The organism is Maribacter aurantiacus (assembly GCF_005780245.1).
Classification (GTDB): domain Bacteria; phylum Bacteroidota; class Bacteroidia; order Flavobacteriales; family Flavobacteriaceae; genus Maribacter; species Maribacter flavus.
Genome location: NZ_VBUK01000005.1, coordinates 1 through 25,921, shown reverse-complemented (window position 1 = coordinate 25,921; position 25,921 = coordinate 1). Strand labels below are relative to the sequence as shown.

Sequence of the window (25,921 nt, the reverse complement as noted above, 5' to 3'; positions counted from 1 at the left end):
TTGGTCCAAAAAACTCAAGGCTTATGTCCAATGGAAGGAAGAATAAGGGGCTTCAATTGATTATAAGCGGTGATCGAAAAAGATAAGGAGTAAAATAATTATTAATATTTATACGTGTGAAAATTTTAGTTACAGGTGCCGCTGGGTTTATAGGTTTTTTTGTGTCGAAATCCCTATTGGAAAAAGGACATAGCGTTGTAGGCTTGGACAATATCAATGATTACTATGATGTGGGATTGAAATATGCCCGTTTGGAACAATTGGGTATTGCAAGAAGTGAGGCCGAAATCTTTGGAAATGAAATGCAAAGCAGCAATGAGCCCAATTTTTCCTTTGTTCGTATGGCCTTGGAAGATCGGGAAGGGCTGCCCCATTTATTTGAAAAGCACGCATTTGACACTGTTTGCAACCTGGCCGCCCAGGCCGGGGTACGCTATAGCCTGGAAAACCCAGAAGCGTATGTTGACAGCAATCTCGTGGGCTTCCTAAACATTTTGGAATGCTGCAGGAATTACGGCATAAACCATTTGGTCTATGCCAGCAGTTCCAGTGTGTATGGTTTGAACGAAAAAATTCCTTTTGAAACCACGGATGCCGTGGACCATCCCGTGAGTCTGTATGCCGCCACAAAAAAGAGCAATGAGCTTTTGGCCCATGCCTATAGTCATTTGTATGGATTCAAATCTACAGGATTGCGCTTTTTTACGGTCTATGGCCCATGGGGCCGGCCGGATATGGCCATGTTTTTGTTTACGGATGCCATCAGGAACAACAGACCCATCAAAGTCTTCAACCATGGCAAACTGGAACGGGACTTTACCTATATCGACGATATAACGGAAGCTGTGGTTCGTATCTTGGAAACTTCCTTGGATAGGAAGATATCCCCAAAAGAACGTTACAAAGTCTATAATATAGGCAACAGTAAATCCGTAAAATTAATGGAATTCATTATGTCGATTGAGGAGACCTTGGGAAAAGAAGCCCAAAAAGAAATGATGCCCATGCAGCCTGGGGACGTCGAAAAGACGTGGGCCAATGTAGATGATTTAATTAAAGATTACGATTATAGCCCCAATACCCCAATAAAATTGGGAGTACAACGTTTTGTTGACTGGTATCTGAAGTTTTATAAAGGTTGATTTTAGATTAGCTGCCGATACAAATAATACATTTTCAAATCGATTAAACGAAAATTCCTTCATTTAACAGTAATAAATTAGGATGCTATTAACAAGTTATGACATCTTTGCACCACAAAAAATTACCTTATGAATCATACATCCCTGAATGTTGACCCCTCTTTACGTATATTAGTTACCGGTGGGGCCGGTTTTATCGGTTCCAACCTCTGCGAAGCCTTGTTAAACAATGGCAATATGGTTCGTTGTTTGGATAATTTTGCGACTGGAAAACGGGAAAATATTGAACCCTTTCTAAAAAATTCAAATTTTAGTCTTTTGGAAGGTGATATCCGGGATTTGGACACCTGTCAAACGGCTTGTAAGGGGATGGATTATGTACTGCATCAAGCTGCCTTGGGTTCTGTCCCAAGATCCATCAATGACCCCATTACCAGTAACGAGGTCAATGTGTCCGGGTTTTTGAATATGTTGGTAGCTGCCCGAGACCAACAAGTAAAACGTTTGGTCTATGCCGCCAGTTCCTCTACCTACGGAGATTCTACCAATATGCCCAAGGTGGAGGACATCATAGGAAAACCATTGTCCCCCTATGCCATTACCAAATATGTAAACGAACTGTATGCCGATGTCTTTGCCAAAACCTACGGGTTGGAAACCATTGGGCTCCGCTATTTCAACGTTTTTGGTCGTAGACAAGATCCCAATGGCGCCTATGCCGCGGTTATCCCTAAATTTGTGATGCAATTGATGCAGCACGAATCCCCCGTAATCAATGGGGATGGGTCTTTTTCCAGGGATTTTACGTATATAGACAATGTGGTACAGATGAACATTCGCGCCATTCTGGGCACCAAGCCCGAAGCGATCAATACCGTTTACAATGTCGCCTTTGGGGAACGTACGGATTTAAAGGAACTGGTAAGCCTTTTAAAGGAATACCTGAGTGACTACGATGCAGAAATAAAAAATGTGGAAACCATCTATGGCCCGGAACGGAAAGGGGATGTTCCCCACTCTCTGGCTTCCATAGACAAAGCCAAAAACCTATTAGGCTACGCTCCGGAATACGACATCAATTCCGGACTTAAGGAAGCTGTGGCTTGGTATTGGGAGAATTTAAGGAACTAGATGTTAGTATTTAGTAATTAGTTTTAAATAAAAAATAGTGTAATGAGTATAACGCGGTCACTGAGCGGAGTCGAAGTGAAAGCGAAGGGAACAACGAATAACCAATAGTTAAAACTAAAAACGGATTGCTAAAGGCCAGCAGCCAATAGCTATTTATAAACAAAGAAAAGAAGCCAAGAGCTAACTGCCAATGGCTAAAAGCTAAATAGACAAAAGATGAACAACACTAAAATTGCCATTATAGGACTGGGCTACGTAGGATTACCCTTGGCCCGATTGTTTGCCACCAAATACCCGGTCGTTGGGTTTGATATCAATGCCGGTCGTGTGAAGGAATTAATGAACGGTCACGACAGCACCCTGGAGGTGGAAGACGATATTCTTCAGGAGGTGTTGGTGGCGCAACCAACGATGGATACCGGTCTCTATTGCTCCAATAAACCGGAGGACATTGCAGATTGCAACTACTACATTGTAACGGTTCCTACACCGGTGGACCGCACGAACCGACCCATTCTCACACCATTGTACAAGGCCAGTGAAACCGTAGGTAAAGTGCTAAAAAAAGGGGACACGGTCATCTATGAATCTACCGTGTACCCAGGGGTTACGGAAGACGAGTGTATTCCCGTTTTGGAAAAGGAAAGCGGCCTGGTTTTCAATACGGATTTCTTTGCCGGCTACTCCCCGGAACGGATCAATCCGGGCGATAAGGAACACACGGTGGAGAAAATCTTAAAGGTTACTTCTGGATCAACCCCAGAGGTAGGGAAGAAAGTGGATGCCCTTTATGCCTCGGTGATTACGGCAGGTACGCATTTGGCGCCTACCATCAAGGTAGCGGAAGCGGCAAAGGTGATTGAAAACTCGCAAAGGGATATCAACATTGCTTTCGTGAATGAATTGGCGAAGATTTTCAATCTTATGGGCATTGACACCCATCAGGTCTTGGAAGCTGCGGGGACCAAATGGAACTTTTTGCCCTTCAAACCCGGTTTGGTGGGGGGCCACTGTATTGGCGTTGACCCTTATTATTTGGCCCAGAAGGCCCAGGAATACGGTTACCACCCTGAAATCATTTTGGCAGGTCGACGTATGAACGATACCATGGGTAAATACGTGGCCTCAGAAATTATAAAACTGATGGTACAAAAGGACATCCGTATCAAGGAAAGCAAGATATTGGTATTGGGCATCACCTTTAAGGAAAATTGCCCCGATGTACGGAATACCAAGGCAGTAGACGTTATAAATAACTTAAAAAGCTATGGCACGGATGTCACGGTTTTTGACCCTTGGGCTTCCCCAGAGGAAGTAGTACATGAATATGGAATGGATATTTCAAATACCCTACCCAACGAGAAATTTGACGCCGTGGTTTTGACAGTCGCCCACAAGGAGTTTTTGAACCTGGATTTGAAAGGGTTGTTAAATCCCAATGGGGTAGTCTATGATGTAAAGGGTATTTTGAAGGAACATGTAGACGGAAGACTCTAAATCAAGCATTTACAATTTTGCCCATTTCAAATTTGAATCGGGTTGGCAGATAAAAAGATGTAGTTTATGGATGATAAAAACATAACGAATCCATTGGTTTCTGTCATTGTGCCGGTCTACAACGTTTCCGAGTTTCTGGAGCGTTGTGTAAAGAGCATTATCGAACAGACCTATGCGAATTTGGAAATTCTGTTGATCAATGACGGATCCACAGATGAAAGCGGTGAAATTTGCATTAAATTAGCCAAAAATGATAATAGAATAAAAGTTTTTCATCAAACCAATAAAGGTCAAAGCGAAGCTAGAAATACAGGGCTAGAAAACATTAAAGGTGATTATGTTCTTTTTGTCGATAGCGATGATTGGATCAAGCCAAAAATGGTAGAAACCCTATTGGGTTTTAGCATAGAAAATAAACTAGACCTTGTTGAATGTGGTATTGTAAATAGTCGAGATTTAAATAAAAAGAGCAAAGAAATCAAAACCATTTCCTTTGTTGAGTCGCAACCTGATGCCATGCTAAGATTGTTGAACACAAATAACTTTTCTGTCTGGAGAAGGTTTTATTCCCGAAACCTTATTGCAAACAGAAAATTTATTCCCGGTAAAATTAACGAGGATGTCTTTTTTACCATTGATACCATAAATAGGGTCTCTAGACAAGGATACTTAAATGAATCTTTGTATGTGTACAATACGGAAAACGAAAGCATTACCCGAAGTGCCTATTCCCTAAAAAAATTGGACGCGAAAGATGCCTTGTACCATATTGTTAACGAGACAAAACACTATAATACTTTGGTACGTACCAAAGCACAACAGTATTTGCTTCGTGGTTTGATAAATCACTTCAATCCTTTGTTTCTTCATGCGCATCTTGACCCCAAGTTTAGAATTAGAAGGGCACTTAGGCAAGAAATCAGGCAACAAACAAAGGAAATGGAGTCTTTAACTATTCCAACAGACTTTTCAAATTTTGAAAAGTTTTTTGTTTTAAAACTCCCCCTAAGAATCTATGGTGTCTTTAGAGTTTTCAATTACCATAGAATCCAATTGCAACTACGACTATTAAGGGTTTTTCATGTCTAGACTCTCACACACAATTAAAAATGCCAAAGTTGGGTTCTTTTTCCATGGGCTTTTTGTCTTAGTCCAATTTTTTTCTAGAAAAATTTTTTTAGACGGTCTCGGGGATGAGTTTATAGGAACAACGGCCACTTTAAGAAGCTTCTTGACATTTTTGAACCTTGCAGAACTGGGTATAGGCACCGCCATTGGTTTTGCACTCTATAAGCCTCTTTTTAACAATAACCATAGGGAGGTAAACCAAATAATCAATTTTGTAGGAAACCTGTATAAAAAAATTGGCTTATTGATACTATTGGCAGGGGTGCTACTTTCCTTCTTTTTTCCCTTTATTTTTGAAGATACAGGTATCAATTTGGCGCTAATTTATTATGCCTTTTTTTCCTTTTTGGCCAGTTCCCTGATTGGGTATTTTTTTAATTATCACATTTTCTTGGTACAGGCAGACCAAAAGGATTATATCGTTGCCAAGTATTCCCAGACCATTACTATTTGCAAAATTCTACTACAATCGGCAGTAGTTTTTTTTCTTGATAACTTTTGGATGTGGATTACCTTGGAGTGGATTACTGGAGTTGTCTTCGCCTTTCTAATAAGGAAGGTTATTAATAAAAGATATCCATGGCTTAAATTGGAGGATTCCTTATTCCAGAAACCACAGGAATTTGAAAGACGTTCCTTGCTGCTAACCAAGGTAAAGCAAATAAGTGTACACAAATTGGGAGGGTTCTTAAATTCAGGTACCGACAACATTTTGATTTTTTATTTTATTAATGCCCAAAGCGTTGCCTTCTTTGGAAATTATGAATTGGTAGTTTTAAATATTGGAATTCTTATAGAGAAATTGTTTGGTGGGAGCAAGGCCAGTATTGGCAATTTAGTTGCCGAAAACAATGAAAAATCCATCCATCAGGTGCTTTGGGAAATGATGGCCCTACGCTTTTTTATTGGTGGATTTAGCGTAAGTTGTATATTACTTTTGATAAATCCCTTTATTGGATTGTGGTTGGGCCAAGAGTATATTTTGGATTCGCTTGTGGTGGCCTTGTTCTGCTCTATTTTCTTTTTGCGACAGATAGTAAACCCAATCGAAGCTTTTAAACAGGCCTACGGTCTTTACAGTGATACCTGGGCCCCAATAACAGAGGGTATTCTAAATATTGTAGTTTCCATAATTTTTGCTTTAAAATTTGGTCTTGCAGGGATACTTTTAGGTACCAATGTAAGTATACTTTTAATAGTGGCAATATGGCGTCCAATTTATGTTTACCATAGCGGTTTTAAAAAACCCTTTAGTCAATATTTGAAAGGCTTCATAAAACTATTGGTTATGACAGGATTGGCTTTATACGCCAATAAATATTTATTAGAATACTTATTTAAGATGAACTCAATCAATTACTTGAATTTTTTCTGGTACGCTCTAAAAATAATTGTTGGAACCGGTATCTTTTATTTTGGCACATTCTATTTGACAAGTTCTTATTTTAGGGATGTTATAAAAAGACTCCAAAACCAATTTTTTAATTAAGATTATGTATTAATAAAGGCATGTTTAGTGTATTAACCCCTACATATAATCGTATAAAGGAACTGCCCCGTGTATATGATTCCTTAAAGGCGCAAACCTTTAGGGGCTTTGAATGGATTATAGTAGATGATGGTAGCACTGATGGCACTTTGGAACTAGTTGAGCAATGGCAAAACCAAGGATTGGATTTTAAAATCATATATCATCTAATGCCTCAAAACAAAGGCAAGTCTAATGCAGTGAATGAAGGTTTTATGCTTTGTAGACTCCCCTATACCATAATTGCGGATAGCGATGATACTTTTAGCAAGAACACTTTACATGATTTAAATATATTATGGAAATCCATTGAGAGCACAAGAGACGCTAAATCTATTGGAGCTATTTGGACCTTGGTAGAAGATGAGTCAGGAAAATTAGTAGGTGAGGCTTGGCCCAAAAACATGTGGCAGGTTGGTTTTGAAGAACGTGTTTTAAACAGAAAACGGCCTATTGGGGGAGAAAAATGGCATTGTTGGCGGACCGAAGTCCTTAAGGAATTTAAAATGTATGTGCATCCCAACAGTTTTATCAGTGAAGCGGCGACTTGGAACAAAATCAATTCAGAATACGACTTTTTGTGCGTAAACATGGTCCATAGGCGTTATTGGTATTCTGAAACTGGAATGATTCACCAGAAAAAATCCTATAAACAGATTCAAAAGGTAATTTTTTACACGTCCTATTATCATTTAAAAGAGGCACCTACAAAAGAAATTATAACAACAACGCATTACCGTAACATTGCCTTTAATTTTATCCGGTCATCCTTTTTTGTTAAAGATTCGAACATCAAACTGGGGACTTCGAAAAAAACGATCTGCCTCCTAATTTTTCTTCTTCTCTTCTTTCCAAGGCTTTTACGAAAAGTGATTTGATTTTAAGAATAAGATATATCAGTTCTATAAAATTTGATCACTTCTCAACAGTAAAAAACAAATTTCAATTTATTTACGCATTATTGTAAAAACCTATGTGTTTTAATCGAAGATTTGATATCCCAAAAAACCTCAAACTTAAAAAAGTATGCACTTCATCGAATAAATTGAAAAGAAAATGTTAAATCCCTCGATGTAAAGATCCAAGACATCGTTGACTTGCGTAGCTACTTGGATTTTTTAAAATGGATTTCCAGTGATCATTCGAATCAAAAATTTTATCGAAAAAGGAAAAAAAGTGCAGTTCATCGAAAAAAAAGTGCTTTTAAACGATTGGATAAAATTAAACGTTATCATTGTGTCCCAAATAGTATAACCCAATAATAAACTCTTTTTTCTAAACCTACTTATGATTCTTTTAAACCCCACCCAAAAAAAGATGAGCTTGCTTAGTTCTTTACTTCTATTAGTTACAGCTTGCTCCAAAGATGCAGACCTTTTATCGGATTACGTTATCGCCAAAGATGGCGACCTGCAAAGTATAGCGCTGTTGGTCGATGATCGTTTTTTTCTTGGAAGCGGCCAGACCAGTATTGTTATGGATGTCTTGAACAATGACAATTTTAACGGAGATGCCCAGGTAACCATTGTTGAAACCTCTACACCCAAAAATGGGGAGGTCATTATCAACGCCGATAATACTTTGACCTACATTCCGCAAACGGTGGATACGAACCCGGAAACAACTACAACAGAAGAAACAACCACTGCTTCAGAAAGTGCAGAAGTCTTGGTTGAAGATTCCTTCACCTATACCACGGAGGTTATTACATCTGACAATGAAGTTTCAAGAGAGGAAGCCACAGTAACCATTTCCACAAGCGATATGGGCGAATTATTAGCCTTTCCAGGAGCCGAAGGCTTTGGAAAATATACCACTGGAGGACGTGGAGGCCAAGTAATCCATGTGACTAATCTTAATGATAGTGGTCCAGGCAGTCTACGAGAAGCTTTATTGACCAAAGGTCCACGGATTGTTGTTTTTGACGTGGGTGGCACAATACAATTGAACTCTTATTTACAGATTGGAAGTACCCAATATTCTGAAAATGTAGCCCGTGAAAACATAACTATTGCAGGCGAAACAGCACCTTATCCCGGAATAACCATTAAGGGAGGAGTTTTGGATATATATTCTTCAAATGTAATTGTTAGGTATCTTACAATTAGAACTAATATACCACAAGTTGAATCGGATGATGCAATTAGAATTCGAAATTGGGGAACTAATGGTTACAATATAAGAAATATTATTATTGACCATTGCTCAATTTCACATGGATCAGATGAAAATTTGGACATTAGTTGTTCTAGTGAGGGAAAAGATATTAGAATTGAGAATATTACTATACAAAATTGTCTATTAGGTGAAAATACCCAACAAAATAAAAACAGTCTACGAGGACCAGGAGTATTCAATTTATCTTTTTTAAATAATTTCTTAACCGAATGTACAGATAGAAATATTTTGGTTGGCTATGGCTCAAATGGAGAGTCCTTAGAATTCATAAATAATATTATATATGGTTTTGAAGGTGGTCTAGCTATTTCTTGGGGAAATCGTGTAGATGCAATTTCCAACATTTATGAATCATTCGGGTCAAACCCAAATCACTACAACGTAATTACACTTGGCAGTCAAGGCTATAATAACCCCATAAATACAGGAGCCATTTATGTGGAAGGAAACTTTATATCCGGACCCATGGAAACGAATGCACATCATTATAATCAAGAATTACTTGATTTTAAGAGTAGTCAAAGAGTTTTAGGAAATAGTTATATTTCTAATTGGGAAAAAGAAAAGCAAGCCATTGAAAATAAAGTATTAAGCAAGGTAGGCAATAGCCTTTATAGGGACAGCCTAGATGAAAATTGGATTAACTCTTATATTAACAAAAATGGAGTTTTTGGTTTTACGAGCGTACCTCCTAAACAAAACTCCGCTCGACCTGCAAATTACGACACCGATAATGATGGAATGGCAGACGAATGGGAGCGTAGTGTTTTCGGTGACTTATCAAAAAGTTCTAATGGGGATGAAGACGGTAATGGATATTCGAATATTGAATCGTTCTTTTATTATCTTACTCAATAGAATTATTTCAAGACACAAAAAAAAGCTAAGACTAACATCTTAGCTTTTTTTTGTGTCTTGAATGGTAATCTAGGTATTTTATCTGAAATGCATTCTTCTTTGAGAGGCTATTGCTTAAATTTGAATAATTAATATCATTTATAGTGCTTCTAAAAATAGTAAAATACCTCACCCTCTTATTAATTATGCTCAATATACCGGGTTGGGTATATGAAAAAATTAGTCCCATATATTCAAGTGCACTTAGCTACCTTTCTTATGTACTTATGCTAATTTATTTCACCTTGAGGAGAAATTTAGTATTCAATAGTTGGCTACTTATATTAGGAATATTTTATTTTGGCATCGGAAGTCTAGTAAATCAGACTTTCATAACAGAAAGCACGCTGACTTATCTCATATTAATTGTCAAATATTTTATTACAATAATTGGAGGTTACCAGGTTTTAAGAGATACCAGCAAATCTGAATTGTTATTGATATTAATTATTGGTTGCTTAACCGTGTTCCTTCAGATTTTTATTTTTTACAATCCATTAACCGATGGTAGTCGTTACAGTGGATTTTATTTAAACCCCAATTCTCTTGGTTTTATCTGTATTATGGGATACGGACTTACTTTTAGTATGGATAAAAATTGGAAGTTAATTGGTCAAATTATATTTACTATTGTAGGTTTTTTAACTTTCTCAAGAACATTTATCATTGTTTGGCTTTTGATAAATGTTCTTGCAATTCGTTTATCAATTAAAAATATCAGAACTCTGTTAGTTGGCGGAGTTTTATTAATTGGTTTAATAACTTACAATTCTTTTTTACCAAATTCTAATGCTCGACTTGATGCAATGACAAAAATATTTGAAGGTAAGTCTAAAAACACCTCAAAATTAGAAGAAGGAGGCCGTACTGAAACATGGGCGAATTTTTATCCATTTATTTATTCTCAACCAATTTTCGGTAACGGTTATGGAGCTTTTAGTGGTAACGGCGTAGGAGGAGCCGCTGGTGTTCATAATGCCTATTTAAAAGTAATAGGCGAAGCGGGTATTTTTGCTTTTTTAATCTTTATTTTAATCTTTATTATGCTAATTAAGAATTCTTACGATATTTTTCTTAATCAGCCACATTTATTCTTGATGAGTACAGGACTATCGCTTTTTCTGCTAACTAATCATAATTATTTTGATTCTGGTTATGTTTTATTTTTTACAATGTGGTTACAGTTTCAAACAAAAGAACAAATAGACAAATAAAATCAAAACCTTTCCTGAATATAATTAAACCCTCAAACATAAGAATTATTTAAAACCCAGACTATTCAAATTTCTGAAATGAAAATATCCTTTATAATCTACGGATTGCGTTCTGGGGGTGCGGAACGGGCCGTTAGTGGTTTGGCCAACTATTGGGTCAAGAACCATGAAGTTTCCATTATTACCATGGTCCAATCGGAATCCTTTTATCCTTTAAATCCTAATATAAAAACCAACTATTGTCTTACCTATTCCAAATCGTCTACAAATCAGTTCAGTTCAATAAAAGATGCGTTAAAACGTATAAAAATACTTATTTCACATCTTAATAGGGAAAAACCGGATGTGGTCATCAGTTTTATGACCCAAACCAATATCTATGCCGTTTGGGCCTGTAAATGGCTGAATATCCCCTGCCTTGTGAGTGAACGTGCCAACCATGAACTGAATCCCCTGCCCAGATTTCAGGAAATCCTTCGAGACTTCAGTTATTCCTTTTGTAAAGGCCTTGTGGTTCAAACGTCGGGCAACAAAAAGTACTACAGTAAGAAAACAAAATCGGAGAAAATTAAAATAATACCCAATGCCGTTGGAAAAGGTTTTCACAGAATAATGTCAGAATTGGATAAGTCTGGGGAGAATCAAATTTTAAATGTTGGAGCTTTTCGGAATGGTAAAGCACAGGACATTCTACTTCGTGCTTTTGCAAAAATTGACACCTCTGGTTGGAAGCTCGTTTTTTTAGGTGAGGGGCCTAACATGGAAAAATACAAGGCCTTGAGCAAAGAACTGGCAATTGAGGACAAAGTATGTTTCAAAGGGGCCCAAAAAGATGTGGCTTCCTATTACAAAAAAGCCTCCCTATTTGTATTTACGTCCGAGCACGAAGGCTTTCCCAACGCCTTATTGGAAGCCCTGTATTTCGGACTTCCCTGTATCTCCACCAATTGCCCCCATGGACCGGCGGACATGATTACCGACGGTGAAAATGGCTTTTTGGTACCTGTAGGCGATGTGGATACCTTAGCTACCAAGATGGAGGAATTAATGCATTCAGATGTGCTTCAAAAAAGATTTAGGGAAAATGCCATAAGATCGACCCAAAAGTATGAGATGGAACCTATTGCCAAGAATTGGATGGAAGTCATTCAAAATGCCATTTCTTAATTATTTGGGCAGGTCATACAATCCAAAACCAGTTGCCCCGTTATACTTCATAATCAAATTGAAAACTTAAACTATTAGAAATATATGTGTGGCATTTACGGCACTACCCTCCCTTATACCAAGGAACAGATACAACAAAAATTGCAACGCACCCAGTTTCGCGGTCCGGACCAAATGGGAGTTCAAAGCTTTGATTCCCAAAATGGAGGAATTCACTTTGGTCATAACCGCCTATCCATCATCGATTTGGACGCTCGATCCAATCAACCTTTCAGTTATGAAGAACAGGTACACCTGGTCTTTAATGGGGAAATCTATAATTTTAAGGAAATACGGGCCATTTTATCCAATAAAGGATATGCCTTTAGGACCACCAGTGATACGGAGGTCATTGCTGCGGCTTACTTGGAATATGGTCAAGACTGTGTGCGGCTTTTTAACGGGATGTTCGCCTTTGTCATCTATGATGTAAAAAAACAACTCTTATTTGGTGCCAAAGACCGCCTGGGACAAAAACCATTTTACTACCAACTTTCCCCACAAGGATTTGAGTTTGCCAGTCAAATTTCGTCTATACAATTGTTCAACGAGCAATTAAGCATCAGCCAAGAAGCCATTGAACAATACTTGGGATGGAATAGTGTACCCTTACCAAACTCTATTTTTAATGAGGTGAAAAAATTGGAGGATGGCCATGCCTTTACATATACTCTAGGCAGCAAATCGTTTAAGTCTTGGGCCTATTGGGACATCGCATATCCAACCGCACCCCAATATTCTGGCACTTATGAACAAGCAACAAAAGACCTTGAAAATCTATTGACGGATGCGGTGTTACATCGTATGATTGCCGATGTTCCGCTTGGGGTATTCCTGTCTGGAGGTGTCGACTCTTCTTTAATTGCCGCTTTGGCTAGCAAAGGAGCCGATAAAAGAGTAAAAACGTTTTCAGTCAAATTCAATGAAGACGGTTTTGATGAAAGTCAGTATGCCCAAAAGGTGGCTAATCATTTAGGTACAGACCATCATGTAATCGAGTGTGATTACAGGGAGGGTTTGAGTCTTATTGAAAATTTTAGCTATTATTACGACGAACCATTTGCCGATGCCTCGGCCATCCCCTCCATGCTATTGGCCAAACACACCAAAAAAGAGGTGACCGTGGCCCTTTCGGGAGATGGTGCAGACGAAGCTTTTCTAGGATATCATAGATATTCCCGGATTGACAAAATGAAGAGTTACTTTAAAATACCCTATATCTTTAGAAAACCTATTTCAGAACTCTTAAAGTTATCCCCGAATTCTAGGCATAAGGCCATAGGGGAAGTTTTTAGTTCTAAAAACGAAAACTTCGTTTATTTAACCTCATTATTTAGACCTAATGAAATTTGGCTCGAAGAACAGAAAGACCCCTATAATTTCAAAGAGCTTAGGTATTTGATGCACAACAAAAAGGATATTTATGAACGTGCCGGAGACTTGGACTTAAAAACCTACCTTTCCTGGGACATTAATACCAAGGTAGATCGAGCCACCATGGCCTATTCCTTGGAAGCGCGATCACCGTTTTTGGACTACCGCGTCGTGGAAATGGCCCAAAGCCTCCCTACCGAATTCAAATACCAACCCGGAAAACAAAAACGCATTTTAAAGGATATTTTGTACAAGCATGTACCCCAGGCGTATTTTGACCGTCCCAAATCCGGTTTTGGTATGCCTTTGGAGGTTTGGTTTCGTAAGGATTTAAAGGACTTGGTCCTCACCGAACTATCTATTCAAAATCTCAACGAAATACCTGGAATTCGCCCAAAAGTAGTCTCCAAATTAATACAAGAGCATATGGAGTGTAAATGGAACCACTACACCGTGATATGGAAATTACTGGTTTTGAGACAATGGTTAACAAATAACGGTAAATCAATTTCAATATCTTAATAACCCAATGATCACCTGAATCTTTTTTGGTTCCCTTTATTCAGAAATTTTGACAAGTAATAAAATTAAAATAACATTCGTAATTCCAAACCTAAGCCCTGGAGGAGCAGAACGTATTTTAACATTTTTAGCGGCTAAAATAGATGAACATAAATTTGATTCCGAGCTTCTTATAATTGGAAGTCCTGGAGAAGAAAATTTTAGCACCGAACAAATGACGGTTACTTTTTTAGGAATCGACAGGGTAATCAGATCTATACCCAAATTGGTAAAACATATAAGAAAAAGACGACCAAATATAGTCATGGGTACACTGGCGCACGTGAATGTGATATTGGGGGTGATTTCAGTCCTTTTTCCAAAAATAATATTTGTAGGTAGACAAACTTCCATTGTTAATATATACAAGTCTTTCACATCTAAACCTGTTTTTGATTGGTACCATCATTTCGAAAAAATGGCTTTAAGTAAATTGGACAGCATTATTTGTCAATCAGAGGATATGGCAATGGATTGTCGGGGATTGTTCAAAATTCCCATTGAAAAAATTCACATTATAAACAATCCCATTACAGACAATTTTGAGCTTGTCACAAACAATAGGACAAAATCTCAAAAATACAGATTCATAACTGTAGGCCGCCTGGTAGCAGTTAAAGGCCATCAAAGAGTTTTAAAAGTTTTATCTCAATTCAATAAACCCTTTAACTATACAATTATTGGGGATGGCCCTTTAAAAGATGAGTTATTTGATTTGGCAAGGAATTATGGAATTTATAAGAATATAAACCACATACCATTTACCAATAAAGTTTCTGACTACTTAGAGCAATCAGATTTTTTCCTTCAAGGATCTTTGACCGAAGGGTTTCCAAATGCCCTTTTAGAAAGCTGTGCCGTTGGAACACCCGCCATTGCATTTGATGTTCCCGGAGGCACAAAGGAAATTATTGAGCATTCCGTTAATGGCTATTTAGTGGAAGATGAGAAAGATTTTTTGAGAATTTTAAATGATTTAGGCACATTTAATCCTGAATCAGTGTCTAAATCAGTATTTAATAAGTTTGAAAAATCCTTAATTCTTAAACAATACGAAAGTCATTTTATAAAACTTTTAGAATCTTAGATTTTTTGTTGAAGAAAGAAAATATAATAGTTGCCATCCTAATTTATTCTCTTGCCGGTGGAGGTGCGGAACGTGTAGTTTCCTACCTGCTTCCCTACCTTCAAAAGAAGGGGATTGAGGTACATTTGGTGTTGATGAACACGACCATTAGCTATGATATACCCAAAAACACAACCATCCATTTTTTGGAAAAATCCAAAGGCGATGAACATGGTCTATTTAAACTGGCAAAATTGCCTTTTTTGGCATATCGTTATGCTCAATTGCTTAAGCATCTGCAAGTTACCCACTCTTTCGCGCTATTAACGAGACCCAGCTACATTAACATACTTTCCAGATATTTTACGAATCATCGTTACCAATTGGTCATTAGCGAACGTTCCCATCCTAGCCAACAGTATGGGTACGGAAACCTACAGTCCAAAATCAACAATATTCTGATAAAAAAATTGTACCCAAAGGCAGACAGAATAATCTGTAATTCCAAGGGCAATATGGATGACCTATTCCAGAATTACAATATTGAAGCTTCTATAATACAGGTTGTACATAACCCTATTGATATTGAAAAGATTGACAAGGTTCCAGCTGAAGGCAATTTTTTTAACAGCGGTACCTTCAACATTGTTACTATAGGTCGCATGGATGCGGGTAAAAACCATCAATTACTCATCCGGGCAATTGAGAAATTCCCTGATGTTCACCTATATATTCTTGGCGACGGTTTTTTAAGACAAAAATTGGAGCAACTAGTGTCCAGTTTAAAACTGAAAAAAAGGGTTACCTTTTTAGGCTTTGACAATAACCCCTATCGCTTTTTAAAGAGCGTAGATTTATTTATGTTCGGTTCAAACCACGAAGGTTTCCCCAATGTGCTATTGGAAGCCATGTGTTGTGGACTACCTATTTTAACGACCAATTGCCAATCTGGCCCGGATGAAATTATGGAGTTAAAAGATGTAAGAAAAAATGATATTATGATTACGGATTATGGCGTCCTAACACCTGTAGGTGATTTGGAGCTCATGAAAAAAGGGCTTGCCTATTGCCTAGAGCATCCTGAATACTTGGAGCGTTGCAGGATCCGTGTAAAGGAACGTATACAGGATTTTAAAAGGGAACCTATTTTGCAGGCGTATACAGATGTAATTCTTTCCTAATGAACCACTATGACAAAAAACCCATCTCCTACTAGAAAAAAAATAATTCGCACGGCCTCCCTATCCTGGTCGCTCTATGCCTTTTTGGGCGGGCAGCTTAAATTTTTAAACCAATATTATGAAATGATGACCATTGGTTCCTATAACAAAGAAGTGGAACCTTTGGTGGAAAAGGAAGGCATACGATCCGTGTATATACCAATTGAAAGAACCATAAGCCCCATTAAGGACCTAGTATCCATTTACAGGCTCTATAGAACATTTAAAAAGGAAAAACCCTTCTTGGTCCATAGTATGACCCCAAAGGCAGGCTTAGTATCCATGTTGGCCGCATATTTAGCAAGGGTACCAAAAAGGGCCCACTCCTTTACCGGTCTTATTTTTCCAACAAAAACGGGTATGATGCGAAAAGTGCTGATTACCACGGATCGTTTAATCTGTAGGTTTGCCACCCATATTTTCCCAGAAGGGCAAGGCGTAAAAAAGGATTTGGAGCAGCACAAGGTGACTAGTAAACCACTTAAGGTCATTGCCAACGGCAGTATAAGAGGATTGGACCTTGAGCATTTTGACCCAAAAATGTACGGAAGTAAGGATAATTTACAACTGCGAGCGGACTATGGGGTACTCCCTGGGGATTTTGTATTTGTATTTGTAGGAAGATTGGTCAATGATAAAGGCCTTAACGAATTGGTCGTAGCTTTTAATAAGGTGTCCGAACAACATCCTGATGCAAAATTGCTCTTGGTTGGTTCTGACGAGGGGGAATCTGATTTCCTGCCCAAAGCTACTTGGAATGTCATTAAAAGTAACAAGCAGATCATTGAAGCAGGACATCAATGGGATGTACGGCCCTTTTTGGCCGCTTCCGATAGCTTTGTCTTCCCAAGTTATCGAGAGGGTTTTCCCAATGTGGTACTGGAAGCCGGTGCTATGGGCCTGCCGTCCATTGTAACCGATATCAACGGGAGTAATGAAATTATAATAGAGAATTTCAATGGAACCATTATCCCTTCACAAAACTCAATTGCCTTAGAAAATGCCATGCGCATTTTTTTGAAACAAAGGGATATGGTGAAAAAAATGGCCACCAATTGCCGAAAGCATATTGCGGAAAAATATCCCAGAGAATATGTTTGGCAGGAAGTACTCAATGAATATCGAAAGATTGAGATGGAAGACTTGCGGTAATTCTACATTAGTGGGTTTCTCCATTCGGAGTAAAGATCATTGACTTACCATTGCTCAATCTTCAACAAAATAAATTTTGCATCTGGACTTTTTAAAACTGGATAAATACGAACGCCCGTTCTTTATTCGAAAATGATTTACAGAGTTATACTTAAATTTTAAATGTAGAGTCACGTACAGAAGGATTGCGAAAGTGAAAACGGCTATGTCCATTCATCTAGAAATTAGGGATTTGCTCGATTTCTTGTAGTTCTTGGGATAATTTTATTATTTTTTTGCACAATGCGGAATACTATTTTAGGCTACGGTTCTTTCTTTCAAAAATCCCAACTAAATGAAGTCCCTCAAATTGAAGGCTCGTTTATGGAAGACCATGAGCTTTTCTATGCCGGTAGATACGCATTAAAGTATATTTTCCAACACATCTGCGAAAAGTATAAAGTTTCCAACATCTGGTTACCCATTTATTATTGTCCATTAATAAAAAAATGGCTTGAAAACGAATTCAGCACCATTCGCTATTACGAAATAAACCCTTTTGATGTAAACGAGCAGTTAGACTGGTCGCTATTTTCCTCCAATGACTTGGTTTTGGTCCAAAATTATTGGGGCCTAAAAAAAGTAATATATCCCAAGGGAAAAAGACCTATAATCGTTGAGGATCACTCCCACGGTTGGCTTACGCAAGGCTGTTTGGAAAGCCGTGCCGATTTCTGTATCGCCTCCTTACGAAAGACCATTCCCATACCCCTTGGCGGCATCGCCTGGAAACCAAAAAAAAGCCTTTCCAATCTGCCATTTCCAAAAGTGGCACCTACGATGGACACCATTAGCAAAAGCTCCATGAACATTTCTTGGGAGCTCATAGAAAAAGCCATGGATTTAAAGTCCAAAGCAACCTCCCATAAAGAAAAAACGGAGTTTTTAAGTACATATATGAACGGGGAACTATACCTAGGGGAGAATTTTGATATTATACCTGTTGCAACGGAACATGCACAGATTATTAAATCACTACTGCTCAAAAACGTAAACAGTTTTAAGCATAAAAACCTGGCCTATTTGAACAGGAAGCTGGGCCCCGTCAAAGGCTATCAGCGCTTACCTTATAAGGAAGGTACACCCTTTGGCCTCCTTTTTATCTTTAAGGAACGGGAAGCCTTAGATCAGTTAAAAAAACATCTGATCGGAAAATCGATTTATCCCGCAGAACTTTGGAACAATAACCCCATAAAATATAACCACAAGTACTTACTGAACATTCATGTAGATTTTAGATATAGCCCAAATGATTTGGATTATATTGCGGATTCTATCAATGAATGGCAGTATATTTGTGACCATGTATAGGAAATTTTTTAAAAGACCCCTGGATTTCTTATTGGCCCTTTTAGGGCTAATCATAGCATCCCCCATCTTGCTTGTCACAATTATCGTGTTGGCCCTGAGCTTTAGGGAAAACCCCTTTTTTCTGCAACCAAGGCCTGGCAGGTTTGAACGCATTTTTTCGGTCATCAAATTAAAAACCATGAACAGTAAAAAGGATGCAGACGGCAATCTGCTATCCGACACGGAGCGGCTTACCCCCTTGGGTATCTTTATCCGAAAAACCTCCATTGATGAACTACCTCAGTTGATAAATGTGATGAAGGGCGAAATGAGCCTGATTGGACCAAGACCCCTATTGATTCGATACCAACCCTACTATACCCAAGAGGAACGAAAACGTTTTTCAATTCGCCCTGGCATAACCGGTCTTGCCCAAATTTCTGGAAGGAATTATATCACCTGGGAAGACCGCTTTGCGAAGGACGTGGAATATAGTGAGAATATTACCCTCGCCATGGATGCCAAAATTATTTGGAAAACGATTTTAAAAGTCCTAAAATCAGATGACATTGAAGTAGACCCAACCGCAAACCCGGCCATGGAATACTTGGATGTGGAACGACATGATTGGAAGGAAAAAGGCCTCCTATAAAAGCAAACCGATGAAAATACTGTTCATTGTCATGCGATTTGGTAAGGATGGCTTGGCCACTAATATTGCCGAGCTGGCCGATGGACTTGTAAACAAGGGGCATGAAGTACATATTGTTACAGGTGGGTTTAGGGAACTAAAAGACCAGGACAATACCTTCTTTAGTTCCTTAAGACAGCGGTTTTCAAATTTGGGGATTCAACTCCACTATTTTAAAGAGCCTCAAGGAGGTATGCTTACCAAAGGTTATGGTTCCATAAAAAGCTTGGTACAAATCGTCTTTTGGATTTACAAAATCAACGCGGATGTGATACACTGCCATTCTCCCAACTTAACCTTCATACCTTGGCTATTAGGAAAAAAATTCACCTCTACGGTCCATGCGGATACCATTAGACCCAATGCCCGCTATAAACATCCCAACCTACTCATTGCGGTAAGTGAAGGTTCCAAAGAGTTTACAAAGACCGTAATGCATACCCCCCCAGAAAGTATACGAATGGTCTATCACGGAATTTCCGAACGTTTTTCCGAAACGGAAACCAAGGAAAATCTGGAAAGATTGAGGCAATTACACGACATACCCAAGAACAAAATCATCATAGGGCTCGTTGGTCGTATTACCCAACAAAAGGGAACGGATATCATGGTAAAGGCCTTGGGAGCCTTTATGCCCAAGGAACTGGTGGAAAAAATCTTTGTGGTCATCGTGGGGGATTATCAAACCCCGAAACACAAACCTTGGCTGGACGGGCTATTGGAAGAATATCATCTAACTGGAAAATTCAAAGTGCTGGGTTTTCAAGATCCCAAACCCTTCTATCAATTGTTCGATGTATTCGTGCTTCCCTCAAGATCGGATACGTTTGGGCTGGTTGCCGTAGAAGCCATGATGGGTGGCTGCTGTACCATTCGATCTAACGGAAACGGAGCTTCGGACCAAATAACACATGGCATGAATGGCATGATATTTCCTATGGAGGATTCGGAACAGCTTGGCAAGCAACTCACCGAGGTTCTAACCAATGACCCCTTGAGAAATTCCATGGCCCTCAAGGGCAAGGAAAAAGCTTTGGAATGTTTTACCCTAGAAAAAATGACCTCGAATACGTTAAAAGTCTACGAGGAATTGATTGCCTTATAAATAGTGCTTTTAAGTTACCGGTAGACAAAACTAGCCGTACCAGGTTCATATACCCAAAAAGGGTATCAACGACTATTTTACGGAGCGGTACTTAGGAAAGAAACCTGTTTCAATTTGCTCCAGACATTCACTTCCCACGGGCTCCTTACTCGCCATTTCAACCAATTCTTTATATGCTTCGGGCAAGATGATTTTTCGGCCTGTGTAAAAATCTATGTCGTCATCCAATGGAAAATACTTTTTCTTGTATTGGTATAGTTTATCCTCCGGGCCATTCGAAAGCCCACCGCCGATCATATAAAAGTCCATACCTTCACCGTGTGCCCATTTTACGGCATTTATTTTCAAATATTCGTTGGGTCTTAGCTTGAAATAATCGGAATCCGTACCCCCAAGAAACGAATACATTGTATTTTCAGAAATTAAAAAAAGTTCTCCTGAAATAGGTTTTCCTTCAAAATATACCAATCCTATCGCACACTTTTTAGGATTGGCTTTCCAAAATTCGATAAAATAAGATACCGGATGGTAAAAGGAGTCAATGGCATCCCTACGATCCATGGTGCCAATATACACTTTATAAAAATCCTTTATTTTTTCTTCATCGTTGTTTTCATAAAACAATCCGAACTCCAAGCCAGTTTTTTCTGCCTTCCGGAATTGGTTCCTTGTGTTTGATTTTAAATTGGACCAAAAGGCCTCCCAATCCGTAATATTGCCTTTTACATTCAAAAGGGTATGTACAGCGGTTCCCGAATAGTCCTCATAGTTTCGGAAAAAATTAAATCGTAGGAATTCAGAGACTACCTTGTGTTCCCTATACCAAGCATCTAAAGTTGTCCAGAAACCAATCCGATCTTCCCTACTTATATCCCTTTTGAAAAAAGGACCATTGTATCCCCATGGGCTACTTACATCATAATAGCTGGTTTCCTTACCGTTTATAAGAACCTTTCTCAAAAAAATAGGCATTACGGCCAACGTCTCCTGTTCTGCTGATTCAAAAAGAAAAAACTGCAATTCCTGATGCTCATTTTGCCCACTATTCAACAATTCATAACAATAGTAGGCACTATCACATTCCAACAACGTTAAGGCGTTCTTGTAAATGTTTATAGATTCTGAATTATTAAAAGTATGATTTTGAAGTGTATACGTCTCTATGGACTGCATAATAATAAAGTTTTGCTTTTAAAACGCCAACAGGTAAAAAGAATTGCCCCTTGCGCCCACAAAAGTAATCCATTTTTTATACTATCTTTTCAATCCAGATCTTTAGATTGATACCTATAGTTGCCAATTACTACAATATCCATCTCTAAATTCCTTTTAAACCGTAATTGGAAAAGCCAAAAAAACTTCCCAGCTAAGATTATCAATCAAAAGAAGTAATAATCTGTTGCATAAACCTCACTTTAATTGCTATGTTCCATTGTTATTAACATAAATTTATGGTAATTTGACCCTGTTCCCCAACTAAATTCTAACGCTATAAAATGAGCCATATCAAGTCTTGATACCCATGGAGATGTTCACATAGCTATCGAGATGGTGGAATCGAAGATTCATGAACACTTTTGAAAGAAAAAATGATGTGAATAATTGCACCTGCCTGAAAGGTGCAGGGAGCAGGTCTGAGCTATGAAAAACAACAATAATAAAAACATGAAAAAAATCATTTTGGGGATGCTAACGGTACTGGCAATCTCTGGTTTATATATAAGCTTTTCGCCCCTGTTCTATGAACCTGGCCTAACGATTCCAGAACCTGTAGGACCCTTTTTGAACGGAAACTTTCCAGATAAAAGTGCCTCTGACGAAAAGTATCAAGTTGCATTCCCAAATATTTCCTTTGATTCTCCATTGACTTTTTCTACGGTACCCAATTCAAACACTATAGTTGTAGCACAACGGAATGGAATGATATTCCATTTTGATAATAATGACAACGTTACTCAAAAAAATATGGTGGCCGACCTTTCGAGTAAAGTTGGCGTTGTTTGGGACGGCGGTTTTTTGGGATTGGCGATTCATCCTGAATTTGGGCAATCCAATAAAAACTATTTTTATCTATACTACACCACAAAGGATGGACAAGGAAGGAATTATCCAGATGCATTTGTTTCCGGATTCGGCTGTAACAGGGAAGATTATTGGGGAGGTTTTTTGATTTTGGAACGAATTTCCGTTGACCCAGGCACGCTTACTCGAGTTCCTGGGGATGACCTAATTATGATAAAGAGACGTATGTTCAGCTCTACGCATAGGGGCGGTGGACTAACCTTTGGTAATGATGGATTTTTATATTTAGCTACTGGGGATCAATCGGCCTATGCAAAACCTCAGGATATCACCACCAATCTTGATGGAGGCGTACTACGCCTGGATGTGAACCAGGATGTAAATAAAAGCCACAATCCTATAAGAACCTTGACAGCGGATGGAAGATTTGACGATGAAGTCTCCGGTGTTGGGTATTGGATTCCCAATGATAACCCATTTCCAAGCCCTGACGGAAGTCACTTTGAGGAATATTATTCCATTGGCCATAGAAATCCCCATAGAATGACCGTGGACAAGCTTACTGGATCTTTATATATAGGTGAAATAGGTGAAGCTCGCCATGAGGAAATCAATAGGGTAGTTGCCGGAAAAAATTATGGTTGGCCAGTTTACGAAGGAGATTATTATAGGGGAACATCTTGTGTAAACCTTTTGGACGGCATGGCGCATGAATCTCCCCTTTTAACTTTTCCAAGAACGGATGCCAATGCAGTAATTGGAGGATATGTGTACAGAGGCTCAGCCATGTCCCAATACTTTGGAAAATATATATGTGCGGATTATGGGGTTGGCGAGGAAATTTGGGCCGTAGACCCAAACGATGGGTCCTACGAAGTAATCACTCAATTTTCTCCAACTAATATTATTTCCTTTGGACAAGATCATCAGGGCGAACTCTATTTATTAAGTCAGGGCAACAATGTAAAACTGTACAAATTAACACAAGGAGGGCCATTTCAAGGTAATTTACCGCAACTTCTTTCGGAAACCGGTGCCTTTTCAAATTTGGAAACCTTAGAGCCAAATGAAGGACTTGTTCCGTACGATCTCATTGAACCCTTCTGGTCCGATGGAGCCGAAAAGAAACGCTGGATGGTCATTCCAAATGATGGCACCCATAACCAAGTAAATGAGCAGGTGCAGTTCTCGGAAAATGGCGATTGGGAATTTCCAACCGGGACTGTTTTAATCAAACACTTTGAACTTCCCGTTGATGAAAACAACCCTTCTTTGACCAAGAGATTGGAAACTAGATTTTCAATCAGGGCAAGCGACGGGTCTTTTTACTTCGCTACTTATAAATGGAATGCCCAAGAAACGGACGCCATATTGCTGACCACTGGTTTGGACGAAAATATTGAAATTAGGAATGAAAATGGATCTATCTCAACCCAAAAATGGACCTATCCTTCCACACAAGACTGTGTTGCCTGTCATAACCCCGCTACAGGAGGTACTTTGGGTCCAAGAACACGCTACCTAAACTCATCCTATACCTACGAAAAAACAGGGGTAAACGCAAATCAATTGGTTACCCTTAGTCATTTGGGCATCTTAAACGAAGTAATTGATGATAGCAGGACTCAGAACTACCAAACCTATAAAGCACTCAATGATGTAAGCGCTACCCTTGATGAAAAAGCAAGATCCTATCTTGATCTCAATTGTGCTTACTGTCATAGGCCAGGAGGCACAGGGGACAGGGCTCAATTTGATTTACAGTTATTCAATAGCTTGCAGGAGACAGGACTATTGACTTCTGGAATTAATACCCCACTTGGAATTTCTGATGAGAAAATACTATATGCTGGGGACGCATCAAAATCAATATTGTTCCATAGAATAAATTCTGATGATCCTGCAATCATGATGCCCCCAATAGCTAAAAATAAAATTCATGAAGAAGCGGTCGTTTTGATAGAGGATTGGATAAACCAAATGGATGTATCCTCATCACCTCCAAATTATGGGGATTATAGAATTGTAAATTATTCCAATAATGAGACGCTACAGGTTCCCGATGGTGGAGGTAACAATCAAGCAAATGTTGCCATTGGAAGTTACAACGAGTTGGATAATCAGCATTTTGCTTTAGAGGATGCTGGAAACGGATATTATATGTTCAGGGCCTTGCACAGTGATAAATACCTGGACGTAGCGATGGGAGCAACCCTTCCTGATACCAATGTTTGGCAATATACCGGTAATGGTACGGATGCTCAGTTATGGCAACTAATTCCCGCCGGGAATGATTCTTTTTTTATTATTAGCAAACTTTCAGGGTACTATCTTGGTACTGGTGCGGATGGAAATGTGGCGGTTGTGGAAAACTTAAATGGTAATGATGTAAAATGGGTTTTTACCGCAATGGGCATTTCATCTGATGGTGACTGCAACGGGCAGCCCTCGGACGTTACCGAGCCCGTGGGAAGCGGCACCATCACCTCCAGGAACGACTTCGTTCCCGCGGAGGACCGGTACAAGGCGTTCGACAACAAAAGTACACGGGGGGACCACTCCAAATGGCTCGACGCCGGGGGAATACCTACCACCGCAAGCCCGAGCTGGATACAGATAGCCCTCCCTCAGCCAAGGCGCGTGGAACAGCTCACCATCACCAGCGCCAACGACGACTACGGCAGGGACCCCATGGACTTCAGGCTCATGGCCTCCAACGGCGGGGACTTCCAACTGGTCGGCTCGTGGTCCGGGGAGGAGTTCGCTCAACGATACCAAAAAAGGACCTTCGACCTTTCCGCTCCGGGAACCTACACGACCTACAGGCTGGAGGTCACCAAGAACGGCCTGAACGTGGAAATGACACAGATCGCCGAGATCGAACTGCTGGGGTGCGACGCCACGCCAACAGGGCCGGTCGCCGTTACCGGCGTAGGCCTCTCCCCCACCTCCCTCCAACTGGAGCCCGGGGCAAGCCTGCAGCTACTTGCCGACATCTCCCCCTCCAACGCCACCGACAAGGGCGCCACCTGGTCATCCACGGACGGGACCATAGCCACAGTGGACGGCAACGGCAACGTAACGGCCATCGCCCCTGGGAGCACCACCGTGACCGTGACCACCGATGACGGCGGCTTCACCGCAAGCGCAACGGTACTGGTGCAGGAACCATCTTCAGGCGGCGACTGCAACGGCCAGCTCTCGGACGTTACCGAGCCCGTGGGAAGCGGCACCATAACCTCCAGGAACGACTTCATACCCGCGGAGGACCGCTACAAGGCGTTCGACAACAAAAGTACACGGGGGGACCACTCCAAATGGCTCGACGCGGGGGGAATACCCACCACCGCAAGCCCGAGCTGGATACAGATAACCCTCCCTCAGCCAAGGCGCGTGGAACAGATCACCATCACCAGCGCCAACGACGACTACGGCAGGGACCCCATGGACTTCAGGCTCATGGCCTCCAACGGCGGGGAC

Annotated in this window: 18 protein-coding genes; 17 read left to right on the top strand and 1 reads right to left on the bottom strand. The window is 39.7% G+C overall.

The window, feature by feature from the left end:
- Positions 1–116: 116 nt before the first annotated feature.
- From FEK29_RS09940 to FEK29_RS09865, 16 genes are all read left to right on the top strand, one after another.
- Entirely contained in the window at positions 117–1,142 is a 1,026-nt protein-coding gene (locus FEK29_RS09940) for an NAD-dependent epimerase (protein WP_317129176.1), read from the top strand.
- Between the two features lie 129 nt (positions 1,143–1,271).
- Positions 1,272–2,273: an SDR family oxidoreductase gene (locus FEK29_RS09935; RefSeq protein ID WP_138258285.1), complete on the top strand. Its 1,002-nt coding sequence runs from the start codon at positions 1,272–1,274 to the stop codon at positions 2,271–2,273.
- A 216-nt stretch (positions 2,274–2,489) separates the two neighbouring features.
- Positions 2,490–3,770, top strand: coding sequence for a nucleotide sugar dehydrogenase (locus FEK29_RS09930; protein WP_138258284.1), 1,281 nt, complete (start codon positions 2,490–2,492; stop codon positions 3,768–3,770).
- A gap of 66 nt (positions 3,771–3,836) precedes the next feature.
- Complete coding sequence (locus FEK29_RS09925) at positions 3,837–4,859, top strand: glycosyltransferase (protein WP_138258283.1); 1,023 nt, start codon at positions 3,837–3,839, stop codon at positions 4,857–4,859.
- A 142-nt stretch (positions 4,860–5,001) separates the two neighbouring features.
- The gene (locus FEK29_RS09920) at positions 5,002–6,387 is read left to right on the top strand and encodes a lipopolysaccharide biosynthesis protein (protein ID WP_138258282.1); all 1,386 of its coding nucleotides are present in this window, start codon (positions 5,002–5,004) and stop codon (positions 6,385–6,387) included.
- Positions 6,388–6,407: 20 nt separating this feature from the next.
- On the top strand, positions 6,408–7,304 hold the full coding sequence (locus FEK29_RS09915) for a glycosyltransferase family 2 protein (protein ID WP_138258281.1): 897 nt from the start codon (positions 6,408–6,410) through the stop codon (positions 7,302–7,304).
- Positions 7,305–7,713: 409 nt separating this feature from the next.
- Positions 7,714–9,462 (top strand): hypothetical protein, encoded by a 1,749-nt coding sequence (locus FEK29_RS09910; RefSeq protein WP_138258280.1) that lies wholly within the window; start codon positions 7,714–7,716, stop codon positions 9,460–9,462.
- Positions 9,463–9,746: 284 nt separating this feature from the next.
- On the top strand, positions 9,747–10,715 hold the full coding sequence (locus FEK29_RS09905) for an O-antigen ligase family protein (RefSeq protein ID WP_161595342.1): 969 nt from the start codon (positions 9,747–9,749) through the stop codon (positions 10,713–10,715).
- Between the two features lie 78 nt (positions 10,716–10,793).
- Positions 10,794–11,882 carry a glycosyltransferase family 4 protein gene (locus FEK29_RS09900; protein WP_138258278.1) on the top strand — a complete coding sequence of 363 codons (1,089 nt, stop codon included), beginning with the start codon at positions 10,794–10,796 and terminating at the stop codon, positions 11,880–11,882.
- An 84-nt stretch (positions 11,883–11,966) separates the two neighbouring features.
- Positions 11,967–13,817, top strand: a complete 1,851-nt coding sequence (gene asnB / locus FEK29_RS09895; RefSeq protein ID WP_138258277.1) for an asparagine synthase (glutamine-hydrolyzing) — start codon at positions 11,967–11,969, stop codon at positions 13,815–13,817.
- Between the two features lie 49 nt (positions 13,818–13,866).
- Complete coding sequence (locus tag FEK29_RS09890) at positions 13,867–14,943, top strand: glycosyltransferase (protein ID WP_138258276.1); 1,077 nt, start codon at positions 13,867–13,869, stop codon at positions 14,941–14,943.
- A gap of 8 nt (positions 14,944–14,951) precedes the next feature.
- Positions 14,952–16,103 (top strand): glycosyltransferase, encoded by a 1,152-nt coding sequence (locus FEK29_RS09885; RefSeq protein WP_138258275.1) that lies wholly within the window; start codon positions 14,952–14,954, stop codon positions 16,101–16,103.
- A 9-nt stretch (positions 16,104–16,112) separates the two neighbouring features.
- Positions 16,113–17,294, top strand: a complete 1,182-nt coding sequence (locus FEK29_RS09880; protein ID WP_138258274.1) for a glycosyltransferase family 4 protein — start codon at positions 16,113–16,115, stop codon at positions 17,292–17,294.
- A gap of 282 nt (positions 17,295–17,576) precedes the next feature.
- Entirely contained in the window at positions 17,577–18,644 is a 1,068-nt protein-coding gene (locus FEK29_RS09875) for a hypothetical protein (RefSeq protein WP_138258273.1), read from the top strand.
- A complete protein-coding gene (locus FEK29_RS09870; protein ID WP_138258272.1) occupies positions 18,637–19,275 on the top strand; it encodes a sugar transferase in 639 nt (212 codons plus the stop codon). Before FEK29_RS09875 ends, FEK29_RS09870 begins: the two co-directional genes overlap by 8 nt.
- Positions 19,276–19,285: 10 nt before the next feature.
- A complete protein-coding gene (locus FEK29_RS09865) occupies positions 19,286–20,419 on the top strand; it encodes a glycosyltransferase family 4 protein (RefSeq protein WP_161595341.1) in 1,134 nt (377 codons plus the stop codon).
- Positions 20,420–20,491: 72 nt separating this feature from the next.
- Here the strand turns inward: FEK29_RS09865 and FEK29_RS09860 are convergent, their stop codons facing one another.
- Positions 20,492–21,592, bottom strand: a complete 1,101-nt coding sequence (locus tag FEK29_RS09860; protein ID WP_138258270.1) for a GNAT family N-acetyltransferase — start codon at positions 21,590–21,592, stop codon at positions 20,492–20,494.
- 492 nt (positions 21,593–22,084) lie between these two features.
- Here FEK29_RS09860 and FEK29_RS09855 point away from each other — a divergent pair.
- The coding region (locus FEK29_RS09855) for a PQQ-dependent sugar dehydrogenase (protein ID WP_193554888.1) at positions 22,085–25,921 on the top strand (3,837 nt) is incomplete at its 3' end.